We start from the raw sequence: 13647 nt of genomic DNA on the forward strand, positions 1-13647 counted from the left end.
AACTCCACATTGGCGGTTTTTCTTTTTGCATCATCAAATACGCATTTCAGTGAACACCTTCCTTGCCATTTAAACGATCCAGCATCCCTTGCGCGTTCCTAGCGTGAAATCCATTCATGTCGATATTCTCAGTTTCGCGAACCAAGCTCGCTCGTGCCTTATCGATCATGTAGTGGCTTTCATTGGCCATATCATAGAAGAAGCCATGGTGCGCTGATGCTAACTGTTTCAGCGCCGGGTAAACCTGTTTGGCCACTCTTCGGCTTTTATCCATCCACACCCACATATAAGAAAGGTTGATAAGTTCTTCGTCGGTGAATTGTTTAGCGATAGGGGAATCTGAAACTTCGCGATCCAGAATGTCGAGTACCCAGCGACGGAATTCTTTGGCCTTGTCGGTTGTTGCGAACATCGCAATCAGGTGACAGCCGCGAAGTGAGAACACTCGGACACTTTTTTCACGTAAGTTGTTGTTTATCCCGTTGGTCATCATTTTGATGACCATTGACATGCTGCCTGTGAATTCATCTGAGTTACGGGAGTAAATCGTGGATACGCTCTTACTTGATGCATATCCTAGCGCTCTTGCTAAGTCGGCAGATGTCAGCCAAGTATCGTTCATCTGTGCAACTGGCGACAGGCTAACACCGTGGAAATTAAGTTCTGAATTCGCTATACTTTTCATGTTGGTTACTCGCTTAAAGTTACTGACGCCGAAGCCCTGACTATCGCAAGTAGTTGGGGCTTCACTGTTTCTACGCTGCATTAGAGCGCTCCTCTCTCAAGCAACGCGCCAATCTCTGCACAATCGCTGAATTGATAGAAATCCCATCCATCTCCGCCATGCGTCGTATTTCATCCTTCATTCGCAGAGGCAAACGAAGCATAAAATTTTCACTTTTCTTCTCGGTATAAAGGACTTCACTCATATCACCTCCGATTCATGTTGATATCACCGTGTAATCATTACACCGTGTTTCTATCTTGTCAATAAATTTGTGGTTACACTGTGATATCAGAATAATGAGGTGTCACAATGAAAGGTATGAGAAACATCGCCCCATTTGGTTTGAGAATGCCAGATGAGTTAAGAGAGGCAGTTTCTGAAAGAGCAAAGGCTAATGGGCGATCAATGAACTCCGAGATCGTGCAAATTCTTCAGGATGCTTTAGACGGTGATAATATCGACCGTGAATTAGATCAATTCACAGATCATGAATCAGTGATTGCCTCACTTAAGTCTGAAGCTGAGCGTAATGATTATCTTAATAACCTAGAAAAAGAAGATTCGTTTGCTGCAGCTTTACTTCGCGAAAGTGACGAACATCGAAGAAGGCTAATAAAAATTCTAGGCGAAAGGTTTGAGTTGACAGACCTCAACAAAAAGCCCACCTGAGTGGGCTGTTATTCTGTTGGTATAAATTTACTTGGTGTTCACGGGAATTGTCATCGCAAGTTTATCCATCAAACTTATGAATTTAGATGCAGCCGAGATAGCCTCGCTGCCTTCACTTTCATTCATTTTCTCATGCAAGCGATAATCGGCTGCATGCCGCCTAAGTTTGACTTTGGTTAGCTGCAAGGACAGTTCCTCACAATTCGACTGGGGATAGTTATGATCTCTTGGAAGGTTATGCTTTAAGTATTCAGCCATTCTTTCATGCGAGCCTTTCTTTTTAAGGCTGCTGTCCTTCCTGCACAACAACCCGTAGGTATGCGCCGCATGGGTATACATTGCGTAATAGGCCCTGCTCACCGCATTTCTCACCCCTATCTCATTCTTTGTTGAGATGCCTTTAGCAAAATCTAAAAAATCGTTCGGCTTAACTGGCATGCGCACCTCCAAAGAAAATGACGGGAGTTACGTGCGTATAATCCAGCATAGAATCAATAATTAGGCGATCTAGTTTTTCATCAAGCTCTCGGAATCGATCATGATAATCCTCATGCAGATAAAACGCATAGCAGTAGCAATCCTCGGAATCCTTCCACACCCTAGTATCGAAAACAGGCAACCCTTCGTCCTCTGCGAGTTTTTGCACCAAGTTAGCAGCTAAATTCAAGCTTTCCCTTTCACTTTCAGAGGCTTCACCTAAAATAGAAAGCATCTTATTAGATTCATTAAACATTTTATTTATGTCCTCATCATCGCTCAGGATGCTTTCCGATTTTAGTTGCATCAGTTTGCTTTCGATGTCTTTGAGCATCCCAAACTCGCACCACCTGGCAGCGATATGGGATGCGTACTTAAGCAATTTAGGGCTATTTAGTTGCAGAGATTTCCTAAGGAAGATTAATTCTCTCCTGTATCTTTTGCTAACACCTAGCGAAGCTGCGGCATTACTAAGGACAAACACTTTATTTTCTTGCGGGCTCGCGGAAAAAGCCATATCAAAAAAAGTAACCGCTTGATATTCATCATCTTTTATCAGGCTGGTGATGCCATACGCAACATACCTTTGATATTCAATTGGCAGCGTGGGTATTAGCTTTTCGAGCATCGCCACAGACACCGAGTCATCAGGATGGGCCAACTGTTCGAATAAAGGATCAATGATTTCGTCTGAACTTCTAAATGCTAGGTTAGGCATAGGGCTTGGACCGTTAGGAGAATACCCAAATCTATCATGGAGACATAATTGCAATTAGATGTGAATTTAAACAGTTACACTGACGACTAACAAAGCCCACATAGTGGGCTTGGTTTGACGGGATTAATTACCGCATGATTGCTCTTTCAACTCGTTCAATTCTCTGGCGCATCACTTCAAGATGATGCTGCAAGGAAAGCAACTGGAAAAGAGCAGCTTCAACCTCATACCCCATTTGTTTCATCTCACCCAGCATGCGGCCAAGAGGGTTTGGGTAGTCTCCCCCTAGCTCAAGCAATTTTGCAGGGTATCGAGTTGGCGACGAAAGATCCTCGTTACCTATTATCCAGCGATACTTATCGTAATAGGACATTGGGTAAGATATTGGCAATGACATTTGCTTGCCCTGCTTGGCAAGATACTCGCCCTCCAAAGCAGTCAAATACTCTACCGCCTCCCCAATCTGGGTAGGTTGCAGTTGATGAATATGCTCTATCTCAAATTTCTTATGAACAAACTTCCAGATATCAGGGTAAATTCTCCCCAGCCCTGTGGTGATCAGGCGTTCTGCGGTCTGGCGCAGCGGAGTTAGTTGCGTGGCCGAAGACTGGTGATTTTTCTTTATGGCTATCGGCTTTTCATAAACACCGTGCTTACGAATAGCTGGCAGAACTTCAGCTGTTACCCACTTGCGGAATGCATGCGGAACGGAGCCTTTATTTACAGCATCCCGGCAGCGAAGAACCAGAGTATACATGCCGGATTCTGAAACCAAGGAAATGCTCTGCATTCCGCTACCTGCCTGAGCGTCGGTTAAACCGACAGTCACCTTTTCCTCATCATCAAGCTTGTTTAGGGCATCGCGGTTGTTAGCAATGCCAATCGCATCACAAACATCTTTAGCCACAAACCAAGGCTCACCATTTTTATCAATGACACGAATATCGCTATCGCCGAACTTAAAGATGGTGAAATCATTTTTAGCTTCTGCTACATTAGATCTTGACATATCAATTACCTTTGCTGGGTTGGTTGATTCAAAAACCTCAGTCGTTGGCGCGATTGGGGTTTTGTCATTTTTACTGCACATCACTTCGCTCTTCACGCAAACTCTTAGCTAGTCGCTGTACAATCGCAGAATTAATCGAAATTCCATCCATTTCAGCCATCCGGCGGATATCTTCTTTCATGCGTTCTGGAAGGCGAAGCTGAAAGCTGTCGTTCTTCCGTCCGGTATATAATACGTCTTGCATTTTTGTTCCCCTTTCGTAATAGCATCATTTTGATGCCTGACACCATTATGATGTCATTGTGGGTAATGTCAATATGATGCTATCGTGATTTTAGAAAATAATTATGGTTCTAAAGAATGACTAAAAAAGAAGATTCAACATTAATTGAAAGGTTCACTGTCAGATTCCCTGACGGGATGCGCGAAGCCGTTGCGGAACGCGCTAAGAAAAATGGCAGATCAATGAACTCTGAGATTATCGAGGCACTAGCCAGTCATATTTTTGTTTCTAGCATGGATGGGACTGCTGCTGACGAAATCGCTAACTTAATGAAATCAGATAGCATGTACTCCACTGATGATGATTTGAAAGAAGAGGTGGAGTCAGTTCTTCTTAGTGCGGCTGAAGCCGTAACTATTCGCATAGAGAAAGAAAATGCACAATTAAAGCAGATAATTGAATTAATTAGAGAATTAAAAGTAAAAAAGCCCACCTGAGTGGGCTACTGATGATAGAAGTCGCTTAGGCATTTATAGTAAGGGATATCAATGGTAAGACAGGACCTTTTGCAAGCTGTAGTCACTCTGACTGGACTGACTCTCGAAGCTTCTGAAAAGATAACTGACGATTTAATCGCCTTTAATCCTAAAAGTAAAAACACGAAACTCACAAAGATGGACGAGTTCTTCAACTCGGCTGATAATCGCGGTTTTAATGCCTACGCTTTCCATAAAAATCTACAAGATTATTATAGGATCGATAAAAAGCAGGCATCCATTATCGCCAATTCGTTTAGGGCAAGAGCAGCATCCATTAGGTCTTTACTAATCGCTAAGAGTGCCAATGCATCTCTCTGTCAGTGGACTTTTAGATCGACCTGCATCTCCGTCAACCGCACAGCGCACCAGGCTGTGAATGGTCGTCAGTTTGAAATCTCAGAAGGCATCATTTTCGATTACGGAAAATCTTTCCCGGGCATTGAATTTGGTTGCAACTGCGATATGACGATGATAATCCCCGAATTAACGAAAGAGAATAAACCGCTTATTTCACGAATGTTTGATAAATTTTTCGGCAAGAAATAGCAGAGTTTTTTCAGAACTTCGGCAGTATCCCCTGCTTAACCAAGCGCGTGTAGCTTGGTATGTACTTCACTGGCTCTTCCATACAATTTTGAGCCATTGACCGCTCAATGTAGGTTTGTGAGTCCATATCCATCTTTTTCACTGCGGCCAACTTGGATGCTATATCGCGGTTGTGGCTGTAGTAGTTAATGACCCGATCTACCTCTGCCTTTGTCATATCCAGTGAATCACCAAAGCCATAGGCGTCATCTTTAGCTCCGGGATATCCCATTGCCGCCTCGGCTGAGTAGGCAGAGAGCTCTACAGCTTTGAAGCAGTAAGTTCGAAGGTTATGATCCAGTTGGTTTTCGCTTAATGCCTGAAATGAAGCGAGGGCGATTGGGATAGCGGTTATAAAAGCAATTTTCACAGCGTCACTCCCTGAATGGTTATCTACTGGAAATCATACAATTCAGTAAGAGCAATTAATAGCAATTACGGGGAAAGTGGTGAGGTACTGCTATCACCTTGCTCAACACCGCCATGAACATGGCCGTCAACTATGGATCCATCAACAAGCTGAAGACGCCCATCGGAAAGAATTTTTAGACCGTTTATATTAACCGCCTGAAGTGGTTTACTGAATTTGGCCACCTGAACAGAGGTGATATGCTCACCTCAGAACAACACAGGTGCTCCAATGAAAAGAAGAAATTTTAGTCCTGAATTCAAACGCGAATCTGCTCAGCTGGTTGTCGATCAAAACTACACCGTCTCTGATGCCGCTAAGGCTATGGATGTAGGTCTTTCCACGATGACGAAATGGGTCAAACAACTGCGTGATGAGCGTCAGGGCAAAACGCCAAAAGCTTCCCCGATAACGCCGGAACAAATCGAAATACGTGAGCTCAGGAAGAAGATGCAACGTATTGAAATGGAAAATGAAATATTAAAAAAGGCTACCGCGCTCTTGATGTCAGACTCCCTGAACAGTTCTCGATAATCGGGAAACTCAGGGCGCGTTATCCTGTGGCCACACTCTGCCATGTGTTCGGGGTTCATCGCAGCAGCTACAAATACTGGAAAAACCGTCCTGAAAAGCCAGACGGCAGACGGGCTATATTACGCAGTCAGGTACTTGAGCTGCATGGCATCAGCCACGGTTCGGCCGGAGCAAGAAGCATCGCCACAATGGCAACCCAGAGAGGCTACCAGATGGGGCGCTGGCTTGCTGGCAGGCTCATGAAAGAGCTGGGACTGGTCAGTTGCCAGCAGCCGACTCACCGGTATAAACGTGGCGGTCATGAGCACGTTGCTATCCCGAACCATCTTGAGCGACAGTTCGCCGTAACGGAGCCCAACCAGGTGTGGTGCGGTGATGTGACCTATATCTGGACAGGTAAACGCTGGGCGTACCTCGCCGTTGTTCTCGACCTGTTCGCAAGAAAACCAGTGGGTTGGGCAATGTCGTTCTCGCCGGACAGCAGACTCACCATGAAAGCGCTGGAAATGGCATGGGAAACTCGCGGTAAGCCCGTCGGGGTGATGTTCCACAGCGACCAGGGTAGTCATTATACAAGCAGGCAGTTCCGGCAGTTACTGTGGCGATACAGGATCAGACAGAGTATGAGCCGGCGCGGAAACTGCTGGGATAACAGCCCAATGGAGCGCTTCTTCAGGAGTCTGAAGAACGAATGGGTGCCGGTGACGGGTTACGTAAGCTTCAGCGATGCAGCTCACGCCATAACGGACTATATCGTTGGATATTACAGTGTACTAAGACCGCACGAATATAATGGTGGGTTACCACCAAACGAATCGGAAAACCGATACTGGAAAAACTCTAACGCGGTGGCCAGTTTTTGTTGACCACTACACTTCCCTGATTGGGTTTGAAGGTAAGGAATGTTACATATAAGCCCATTTTCAATTTTCTTTTTATCTGCGGTCATTCCATAAACTAGTTTTTTTACATCTACTGTCTTGGCGTCCTCATCTACAGCTTCAACAGTGACAATGTTGATAAATGAATGGCTGCTTAAAAAAATCTTCATAGCAAAATCATTGGCGTTTGAATCGCATGAAATATCCTGCGCGGTGAAATTTACGGGGTTACTCATGCGTTATTTCCTTGGAATGCGATTTTTGGGCCAGCTACGACCATGGTAAACCAGGGGCCACCTTCCACCCAGGTGGATAGGTAATGTGTAGTCCCTTGCTTAATGATGTAATCGCCGGATGCGTCAGGAAGATCCGTTTTTAACTCAACCTCACGCCCGTAAATTAATTCGCTGCTAAACATGGTCGTGAAATTTATCCCTTGCATTGCAAAGTAAGGATATCCGATTAGTCCAGACTCTGGAGAAACAAACAATTTTGTCGTGTCTCTAGCCCCATCTTCAGGCCAAATTGTTATCGAGCCTTGCCTCATATCAAGCTCTATACCGTTATTTTTAGCTATAGCGTTTATCTGGTCTACAGCGCTTCCGTTGTAATGCGGGCTGTCTTCAACAGTTGTGACTCCATTATTTGAAAAACTGTAGCCCATCAACTTTGCCAACGCGGCAATCATGTCAGCGACATTGGCAGGACCCTTTTTAAAGGTGGGAGCACACACAACACTTTGCTCATAACCTGTAGCACGCGCGTCAAGTATAAGCGGCGCATCGGGCATTTGGTTGAAGTCTGAATAGGCCGCCACGATTGTCCCCAGAAAAAGCACCTGGTCGTTAACCGTCACTTTCATCAGGTTCTGAGCAATACCCAGGCCCAACTGGCCCTTATACGAGAGCTTTGCCATATACTCCAGGCTGAGCCCATATATCTTCAGGTTCAGTTGGTTCCCCGCTGAGCTGCCGTATGCTCCGAGCGTCAACTCTGATTTGCAGTTGCTGATCGTCAGGGTGTTACTTGAATCATCAAACGTTCCCTGAGCAAGCGTGAACTCGTAGGTTATATCGCGTTTCTGGTACGTCATTCAGCGGACGCCTTCTCTTCATCAGTCATGTAGAAAAGCTTGAAGCGTGTGCCCAAGCCCATCCAATCTGGGTCGTCGGAACCTTCCATGTCTGCGAAGAACAGATCGCCTGAGAAGCCGAGATAAGGATATCTGACCATCCAGTTACAGTTCAGGCAGATGACCCCCTGAAAAACAGGGTTCTCGTTCAGATACAAATCCATGAACAGGCCGGTTGAGCGCTGAGCCAGGTCGATGCGGCAACTTTGCCCATTTATCACCGCGGTGAGTGACTGGCCCTTAATGGGTGAAAGTGTAATTTCAATCATTATGTAATGACCTTAGCGAGAGTGGTGATGCCGTCTTTAAGTTGCATTGAGGCGCTGTCAGTGGCCTTCGTATAGGCCGTATTGACTGTATCCACCGCGCTTTGCAACCCGTTCTCCACATAGGTTGCTGTGGTGGAAAGGGATGATGAAAGAGAGGTTGTTCCGCTATTCCATGCGGCCTTAACAGAGTCCAGCGTTACAGCTTTGCTGGCCGCCTGTCCGGGTACCTTCTTCAGCGTGCCAGGACCATTTTGGTTTTTATCTGTGATAGCACCTTGCTGGTCACTACTTAGCGTCACTTCTGCCTCTGTTAATACAGCCTGAAAACTTGCCTCGACCGTAAGCATGGTGACACCACTCTTTGCATCCACCTTGAAATCGTAACGCTCGAGGTCATAACCGGTATAAACGGTATCTGGCGTCTCAATGTCGTAAGTATTCGCACTGGCGATCATGTCATCCAGAGTTGCGATGAGGTTAGTTCTGCTGAGTAACGATAAGTTGGTAACGTTAGGAATAGCTCCAGAAAACCCCGTAAGCCCCTCAAGGGTGAATACCGCTCTGACGCCTGGTGGACGCTTAACTTTGTTATAGGAACTATAACTTCCCTGCTCGATTGGCGAATTTACAATCGACGCGTCGGCCACCTTCTCAACAGAAATCCATGAGGTTGGGCTAAAGACCTTCGACCCAACAATACTCGTTGAATCTTTTTGGACTGTCGCATAGTAAATCCCATACCCAGGGGCCAGCGTGCTATTGACAATAGAGAGGATGCTGCCACTTTTCACCGCGCTGAGCAGCGTTGTTTCGTTCAGTGAAAACGCCATGCTTTAACCCTGCCCTGTTGTTTTGGTAAGAACGATAGTTTGGCGATTCACCGCGCCGCGAAGGTCAGTAGCTAATTCAGGAACCGTTTTGGCATTGCTCTGAACATCAACCCGATTAATGCTGATGTATTGCGATGACGACTCACTACTCGTGGTATACGTGTGGTTGCTGTGATAATTCGCCGCAGCTGCCGCACCTGTCGTTACCCCAGCAAGAACTTTAGGAGCACGCTCAGCATCATCTTTCGGCCTATTTAAGAACCTCAATCCAGACAGAACTTTTGGCACATAATTGCGGGTTTCTTCGGGTGCATTATCCAGCCCTTTACGCTGTACGTTGCCTAGCCCCCAATTGTATGCTGCTAGCGCCTCATTAAGATTTCCATGTGTTGCCTTGAGTAATTGAGCCAGATATTTAGCCGCAGCCTCTGCTGACTTTTTCGGGTCGAAAACGTCATTGCCCTGTAGCCCCATATCTTTTGCGGTGCCATCCATGAACTGAAACAACCCTTTGGCACCTGCACCGGAAACAGCGAACTGATTCCCCCCAGACTCGGTTGTGGCAACGCTGTTCAACAATCCGGTTGGAAGGCTGTACTTGGCCTCGAGAGCACCGAACTGTGAGCTCATCCATTGCAGCAGGCTGGAACCCGCCCCTGAGACTTTGCTTGATTGCGCTCTTTGCGGAACTTCGCCACTACCTGCCAGCCCACCAGAGGGAAATAACCCATCATTTCCTGCATGCGGTATCAACCAAGCAGGAAACTTCCCACTGCCTACAGTAGGCGGTGTGTCAGACAAATCAGGATCGGTGGCATTTCTGGCTGCCCAGTCGCCGCTAAAGAAGTCTTTTGCTTGCTGCATAACCGCTTCAAAAGAACCGCTATCGGCCGTTGGCAGTTGAATGCCAGTATGCCGCTGTAGCCATGATCTAAAATCCTCTCCAGCAGCCCCAACAGAATCCGTGCCTGGAAGGTCATTTAATGTTTTAGCAACTGGGTTATTTTTTAGCTCTGGGTGAGCATCTTCATACGGCTTAACAACTAGCGCCTGAAGAGCGAGAAGTGCTGCAATCAACCCTGCAGGCCCCAGTAATGAAGAACTCAAACCTGTGAAAAGTGACAGAAGCTTACCGCCTACTGCTGCACCTACAAGAATTTCAATAGCGGTTTTCCAGCCACCAACGCTATCAGCACCCTGATTGGCAAATTTGACTACTTCGCTAAAAGCATCGCCTATCTGCTTAATGGCATCATGGATTTCTTTTGGGTGAGTGTTAATCCAGTTGCTGAATTGGATGAGAGCATTGTTGAACTGGTCGATGTATGGGATTAACGCTGCAAAAAGTAAGTCGCGGGTTTTTTCAAGGTTCTGCTGAACGATAGTCCACTGGACATTAAACTTTCTGGCAGCCTCTGCGCCGGAATCCGTATACCCCGAAGAAGCGGTAAATTTATCAACATTACCAACAAACTCTCCCTTCCCTGTTCCGGCACGATCTCTTTGTAAGATTGCATCATCGATGCCGAATTGCTGGGCATAAACCCTGGCTTTATCCGACGGCAACTTACGTAAGGCCTCCATGACCTTCCGCATAATCTGGTCTGGCGTTTCATGCAGAACGTCAAACTTGATACCGGTCATGCTATTTAACTGGCCGAGCGAGTTAATCAGCGGCCCGCTCCAATCGCCATTACGGGCAGACTGCATGGTTTTCTGCATCGCCATCAGCGCCGAAGTAATGCTTTCTGCGCTTGATCCTGCAGCAATAGCGGACTTGCTCCAGCCGTCTAATTCCTTGCCGGACATGTCTAATGCTTTGGACTGAATGGAAAGTTGCTGAAGGCTATTAGCAGTACCGGTAACTAAATTCTTAAGACCACCCAAAGTCAGCGTTACACCGGCAAGAGCCAGTACTTCAGTTCGGATTGAGCCAAAGAAAGACGCCGCACGCTTACCGGCTGCCTCCATATCCTTGGCTGTCTTATCAGCATCTTTTCCAGTTTTCTTCAGGTCTTCAGATACTTTTTTCTGACCCGAATTGAAGCTCGATGCGTCAATGCCCAGCGTGATAATCAGAGCGTCAATAATGTTAGCCATGCTCACTTTCCTTCTGCCACACCTTGGCGTTATGGTTATCGACGCTCATTATTTCGAGGAAGTCCCACATGTCCTCTAAGCTATAGACCGTCTGAAGCTCATACCTCGTCGCCAACTTCCCTGACACCACTGCAGCTATGTTCGGGGCTACGTTGGTGTATTCAACGAGCCCTCTTGGTTTGTCTGCGGTGAATTGAGGTGGGATGTCTAGCTGGCGACGGCGGTTATAAAATCCACGTGCAGCTTTAACACCTCTGCACGCAATTTCAGCCTGGTAGTAAACTCTTCGATGTCGTTATTGATATCTGCTCGGGTGACAGATGGGTTGCCCGGGTCAGGAATAATGGACACGCAGGCCATTAACTCATCCAGTAACGGCTTAGCTTCGTCGAGTGGAATTTTTGCGACCAGCGACAGACCCAGCTGGGCTAATGCCACCATACCCATCTGCGCGAAGTCATCCGGCACCTCAATGCCGTTGCGTGCCATTGCCATACCGGCACGGATCGCCCACCACTCAGCCTTATCAGCGGACATTTCCTTAATCAGAAATACCTTGCCCTCGTCACGGCCTTTCGCCTCAACCGTAAATACTTTTTCTTTACGAGCCATTATTTATCCTTAAGAGGCGGAATAGACTTCAGCGGTGATGGATTCCCATTCGATCAACGCCTGGGATGCCTGAAGCACACGCTTGGCATCTGGCATTGCTTTCCAGCGTTTCAGCACGCCGTTGGTGAGCGTGTATTTGCGACCTATTGCTGGCAGGATTAGCGTCATGTTGCAGCGGAATACTGCTACCGAAGTGCGCGAGGTGGTTGCCCAGGTGTCGAAAATCACGCGGCTATCGCTGTCTGGCATGATATGGATGGTTTGCGGCAGGTCACCATAGATAAAACCTGCGGACAACTTACCATCTGCGCCACGTACGGTCTGCGCCAACTCTAAGGCCTCGGTGTCGAAGATATCCTCGGCCGCAAACCCCTGAATCTGCTGCGCTGTCGTGTACAGGTTAGTCACAGTCAACATCATGATTGCATCAGCGGAAGTAATGGTATTGGACATTATTGAACCTCAACTGAAGCAAGAGTGAGTTTCTGGACCGCGCCGCCGTCACAATAGTAAAGCGTGCATGATGGAGTAGTCCGATTCGAACGCATGGTTGCCGTAAACGGGCCGATATACAGGTAATAGCCTTTGGCAATCAGCGAGGTTGAGATGTCAGAACCCACAGTGTTCTTGATCTGCAAAATCTGTGATGCGCTCAGGTCCGTGCCCGTACTCATGCCGCCCCACGCCAGGAACTGTGCAAAGGTGTCTGCCATTGATGCTTCAATCTGCGCACGGCCAGCAGCGTTGTATGGCACGTAGGTGTCACTCATGAACAGGGTTATCACATCCTGTTGGAGTTGAGCGTTAAACCATACTTGCCCAAAGAAGGCATCTACCCACTTGAAGTCGCCGGTAATTGAGCCAGGTGCCCAATACTTCTCATTGAAGTTGTTTGAAGTGTATTGGCCATAGAAGTTGTATCCGTTGGCCGCAAGTGCGTCGTAATCATCAGAATCTGATACATCGGCAGACAGGCCATCCAGTGCGCGATATTTCAGCGTGCGGCGGCCGTTGGTTGCATCGAAATTCAATGCCGCGGCAAAGCCAAGAACATTAGCCGCTTTGGTGCGGTCGCCATAGACTGGGATAACAGAGCCGTAGTCGTATGTGCTAATCACCTGGTAGGCGAAAGTGTCAGTGCTGCCCGTGGTGGTTGCATCACTCTCCAGCGCCCATCCCGCGTAAGCGAAGCGATCTGACTGTGCACTGGCCCACGCTGAGAATGCCACATGCTGTGCTGTTGTTGCGGTAAACGAGGTAGTGAATGCTGCCCAGTCCTGAGATGCTGAAAGGATTGCCTTAAATGTATCCGTAGGATTGGCAATGTCTGAACCCTGAGAAATCACCGCGCCCTGAGTGCTGGAAAGTTTCAGGTTATCGGCGAGCGTGCCAGACGCAAAGGTGATCGTGCTGTCAGCACCCGTGGTCGCCGAGGTGATAATGAAAGATTTCACTGTAGTGTCATAGACCACCGTCACTTCGTTGCCCAGTGCGGCTTCTATCAGCGCTGCTGCGGCTGCATAGCTTGTTGCGGAAGACAGTGTGATTGTGGTTGATGTCACTAGCGTACCGTCAACAGTCAGCACCAACGTACCGCTGAACAACTTCAACGCATCCAGGGTGACTGAGGCCATTGATCCGGAACGCAACCACGCAGATACTGCCTCAGAGTTAAACTGTGAGAGATATAAGGTGCCCGGCGTTTTTGTGCAGTTGTTGTAACCCTGAAAATAAACCGTGGCCATCGCGCCCTCATTCGACTGAGAACCAAAATAATCGGTCACGTCTGAGGTACTGCTGAATGACAACAGGCTGCCAACTGCAGCATATGCGCTGTCAGTCAGGATCAAGCCGTTCAAATCTACCGCACTGCCCGCAGCTGCCAGCACACTCGGAAGTATTTGTACGTCTTTACTTAATGGAATTGCCATTT

18 protein-coding genes and 1 pseudogene are annotated in these 13647 nt (G+C 47.4%); 4 read left to right on the forward strand and 15 right to left on the reverse strand.

Annotated elements, in window-relative coordinates; all coding sequences use genetic code 11:
• Positions 1-46 precede the first annotated feature (46 nt).
• Complete coding sequence (locus tag AB3G37_RS14875; RefSeq protein WP_369788296.1) at positions 47-766, reverse strand: P22AR C-terminal domain-containing protein; 720 nt, start codon at positions 764-766, stop codon at positions 47-49.
• Positions 756-929, reverse strand: coding sequence for an Arc family DNA-binding protein (locus AB3G37_RS14880; protein ID WP_369788297.1), 174 nt, complete (start codon positions 927-929; stop codon positions 756-758). The genes AB3G37_RS14875 and AB3G37_RS14880 overlap by 11 nt, the downstream gene beginning before the upstream one ends.
• 107 nt (positions 930-1036) lie before the next feature.
• On the opposite strand from AB3G37_RS14880, the gene AB3G37_RS14885 reads away from it, so the two are divergent.
• Positions 1037-1396: an Arc family DNA-binding protein gene (locus AB3G37_RS14885; RefSeq protein WP_369788298.1), complete on the forward strand. Its 360-nt coding sequence runs from the start codon at positions 1037-1039 to the stop codon at positions 1394-1396.
• Between the two features lie 27 nt (positions 1397-1423).
• Here the strand turns inward: AB3G37_RS14885 and AB3G37_RS14890 are convergent, their stop codons facing one another.
• The 4 genes from AB3G37_RS14890 to AB3G37_RS14905 form a co-directional block, all read right to left on the reverse strand.
• Positions 1424-1834: a hypothetical protein gene (locus tag AB3G37_RS14890; RefSeq protein ID WP_369788299.1), complete on the reverse strand. Its 411-nt coding sequence runs from the start codon at positions 1832-1834 to the stop codon at positions 1424-1426.
• Complete coding sequence (locus AB3G37_RS14895) at positions 1824-2591, reverse strand: hypothetical protein (RefSeq protein ID WP_369788300.1); 768 nt, start codon at positions 2589-2591, stop codon at positions 1824-1826. Before AB3G37_RS14895 ends, AB3G37_RS14890 begins: the two co-directional genes overlap by 11 nt.
• A gap of 127 nt (positions 2592-2718) precedes the next feature.
• Positions 2719-3696 carry a Bro-N domain-containing protein gene (locus AB3G37_RS14900; protein ID WP_369788301.1) on the reverse strand — a complete coding sequence of 326 codons (978 nt, stop codon included), beginning with the start codon at positions 3694-3696 and terminating at the stop codon, positions 2719-2721.
• Positions 3671-3844 (reverse strand): Arc family DNA-binding protein, encoded by a 174-nt coding sequence (locus AB3G37_RS14905; RefSeq protein WP_369788302.1) that lies wholly within the window; start codon positions 3842-3844, stop codon positions 3671-3673. The genes AB3G37_RS14900 and AB3G37_RS14905 overlap by 26 nt, the downstream gene beginning before the upstream one ends.
• 116 nt (positions 3845-3960) lie before the next feature.
• Here AB3G37_RS14905 and AB3G37_RS14910 point away from each other — a divergent pair, with 116 nt between their 5' ends.
• Both AB3G37_RS14910 and AB3G37_RS14915 read left to right on the forward strand, forming a co-directional pair.
• Positions 3961-4320 (forward strand): Arc family DNA-binding protein, encoded by a 360-nt coding sequence (locus tag AB3G37_RS14910; protein WP_369788303.1) that lies wholly within the window; start codon positions 3961-3963, stop codon positions 4318-4320.
• Positions 4321-4371: 51 nt separating this feature from the next.
• A complete protein-coding gene (locus tag AB3G37_RS14915) occupies positions 4372-4908 on the forward strand; it encodes a hypothetical protein (protein ID WP_369788304.1) in 537 nt (178 codons plus the stop codon).
• A gap of 10 nt (positions 4909-4918) precedes the next feature.
• On the opposite strand, the gene AB3G37_RS14920 is transcribed toward AB3G37_RS14915, so the two are convergent.
• Together AB3G37_RS14920 and AB3G37_RS14925 are read right to left on the reverse strand one after the other, a co-directional pair.
• Positions 4919-5317 (reverse strand): hypothetical protein, encoded by a 399-nt coding sequence (locus AB3G37_RS14920; protein ID WP_369788305.1) that lies wholly within the window; start codon positions 5315-5317, stop codon positions 4919-4921.
• A 65-nt stretch (positions 5318-5382) separates the two neighbouring features.
• Positions 5383-5508, reverse strand: a pseudogene (locus tag AB3G37_RS14925) (hypothetical protein); the annotation flags it as partial.
• 79 nt (positions 5509-5587) lie between these two features.
• Between AB3G37_RS14925 and AB3G37_RS14930 the strand changes: the two are divergent.
• A protein-coding gene (locus AB3G37_RS14930) for an IS3 family transposase (protein ID WP_369788052.1) occupies positions 5588-6756 on the forward strand; the annotation gives its coding sequence in 2 pieces (ribosomal slippage) (positions 5588-5837 and positions 5837-6756; 1170 coding nt in all).
• A 247-nt stretch (positions 6757-7003) separates the two neighbouring features.
• On the opposite strand, the gene AB3G37_RS14935 is transcribed toward AB3G37_RS14930, so the two are convergent.
• From AB3G37_RS14935 to AB3G37_RS14965, 7 genes are all read right to left on the reverse strand, one after another.
• Complete coding sequence (locus AB3G37_RS14935; RefSeq protein ID WP_369788306.1) at positions 7004-7864, reverse strand: hypothetical protein; 861 nt, start codon at positions 7862-7864, stop codon at positions 7004-7006.
• Positions 7861-8172 carry a hypothetical protein gene (locus AB3G37_RS14940; RefSeq protein ID WP_369788307.1) on the reverse strand — a complete coding sequence of 104 codons (312 nt, stop codon included), beginning with the start codon at positions 8170-8172 and terminating at the stop codon, positions 7861-7863. The genes AB3G37_RS14935 and AB3G37_RS14940 overlap by 4 nt, the downstream gene beginning before the upstream one ends.
• Positions 8172-9002 carry a hypothetical protein gene (locus AB3G37_RS14945; RefSeq protein WP_369788308.1) on the reverse strand — a complete coding sequence of 277 codons (831 nt, stop codon included), beginning with the start codon at positions 9000-9002 and terminating at the stop codon, positions 8172-8174. Before AB3G37_RS14945 ends, AB3G37_RS14940 begins: the two co-directional genes overlap by 1 nt.
• 3 nt (positions 9003-9005) lie before the next feature.
• On the reverse strand, positions 9006-11102 hold the full coding sequence (locus tag AB3G37_RS14950) for a lytic transglycosylase domain-containing protein (protein WP_369788309.1): 2097 nt from the start codon (positions 11100-11102) through the stop codon (positions 9006-9008).
• Between the two features lie 207 nt (positions 11103-11309).
• On the reverse strand, positions 11310-11714 hold the full coding sequence (locus AB3G37_RS14955) for a hypothetical protein (protein WP_369788310.1): 405 nt from the start codon (positions 11712-11714) through the stop codon (positions 11310-11312).
• A 9-nt stretch (positions 11715-11723) separates the two neighbouring features.
• The gene (locus tag AB3G37_RS14960) at positions 11724-12167 is read right to left on the reverse strand and encodes a hypothetical protein (RefSeq protein WP_369788311.1); all 444 of its coding nucleotides are present in this window, start codon (positions 12165-12167) and stop codon (positions 11724-11726) included.
• Positions 12167-13645 (reverse strand): DUF3383 domain-containing protein, encoded by a 1479-nt coding sequence (locus tag AB3G37_RS14965; protein WP_369788312.1) that lies wholly within the window; start codon positions 13643-13645, stop codon positions 12167-12169. Before AB3G37_RS14965 ends, AB3G37_RS14960 begins: the two co-directional genes overlap by 1 nt.
• Between the last annotated feature and the right edge of the window lie 2 nt (positions 13646-13647).

Origin of the sequence: Rouxiella sp. WC2420 (assembly GCF_041200025.1) — a bacterium.
Lineage (GTDB): Bacteria > Pseudomonadota > Gammaproteobacteria > Enterobacterales > Enterobacteriaceae > Rouxiella.

What these genes read in the sequence shown, in the direction of transcription:
- AB3G37_RS14965 (WP_369788312.1), bottom strand. Translation starts at nt 13,645, where the DNA reads ATGGCAATTCCATTAAGTAAAGACGTACAAATACTTCCGAGTGTGCTG.
- AB3G37_RS14910 (WP_369788303.1), top strand. Translation starts at nt 3,961, where the DNA reads ATGACTAAAAAAGAAGATTCAACATTAATTGAAAGGTTCACTGTCAGA.
- AB3G37_RS14945 (WP_369788308.1), bottom strand. Translation starts at nt 9,002, where the DNA reads ATGGCGTTTTCACTGAACGAAACAACGCTGCTCAGCGCGGTGAAAAGT.
- AB3G37_RS14885 (WP_369788298.1), top strand. Translation starts at nt 1,037, where the DNA reads ATGAAAGGTATGAGAAACATCGCCCCATTTGGTTTGAGAATGCCAGAT.
- AB3G37_RS14955 (WP_369788310.1), bottom strand. Translation starts at nt 11,714, where the DNA reads ATGGCTCGTAAAGAAAAAGTATTTACGGTTGAGGCGAAAGGCCGTGAC.
- AB3G37_RS14960 (WP_369788311.1), bottom strand. Translation starts at nt 12,167, where the DNA reads ATGTCCAATACCATTACTTCCGCTGATGCAATCATGATGTTGACTGTG.
- AB3G37_RS14895 (WP_369788300.1), bottom strand. Translation starts at nt 2,591, where the DNA reads ATGCCTAACCTAGCATTTAGAAGTTCAGACGAAATCATTGATCCTTTA.
- AB3G37_RS14935 (WP_369788306.1), bottom strand. Translation starts at nt 7,864, where the DNA reads ATGACGTACCAGAAACGCGATATAACCTACGAGTTCACGCTTGCTCAG.
- AB3G37_RS14940 (WP_369788307.1), bottom strand. Translation starts at nt 8,172, where the DNA reads ATGATTGAAATTACACTTTCACCCATTAAGGGCCAGTCACTCACCGCG.
- AB3G37_RS14875 (WP_369788296.1), bottom strand. Translation starts at nt 766, where the DNA reads ATGCAGCGTAGAAACAGTGAAGCCCCAACTACTTGCGATAGTCAGGGC.
- AB3G37_RS14950 (WP_369788309.1), bottom strand. Translation starts at nt 11,102, where the DNA reads ATGGCTAACATTATTGACGCTCTGATTATCACGCTGGGCATTGACGCA.
- AB3G37_RS14915 (WP_369788304.1), top strand. Translation starts at nt 4,372, where the DNA reads ATGGTAAGACAGGACCTTTTGCAAGCTGTAGTCACTCTGACTGGACTG.
- AB3G37_RS14890 (WP_369788299.1), bottom strand. Translation starts at nt 1,834, where the DNA reads ATGCCAGTTAAGCCGAACGATTTTTTAGATTTTGCTAAAGGCATCTCA.
- AB3G37_RS14880 (WP_369788297.1), bottom strand. Translation starts at nt 929, where the DNA reads ATGAGTGAAGTCCTTTATACCGAGAAGAAAAGTGAAAATTTTATGCTT.
- AB3G37_RS14905 (WP_369788302.1), bottom strand. Translation starts at nt 3,844, where the DNA reads ATGCAAGACGTATTATATACCGGACGGAAGAACGACAGCTTTCAGCTT.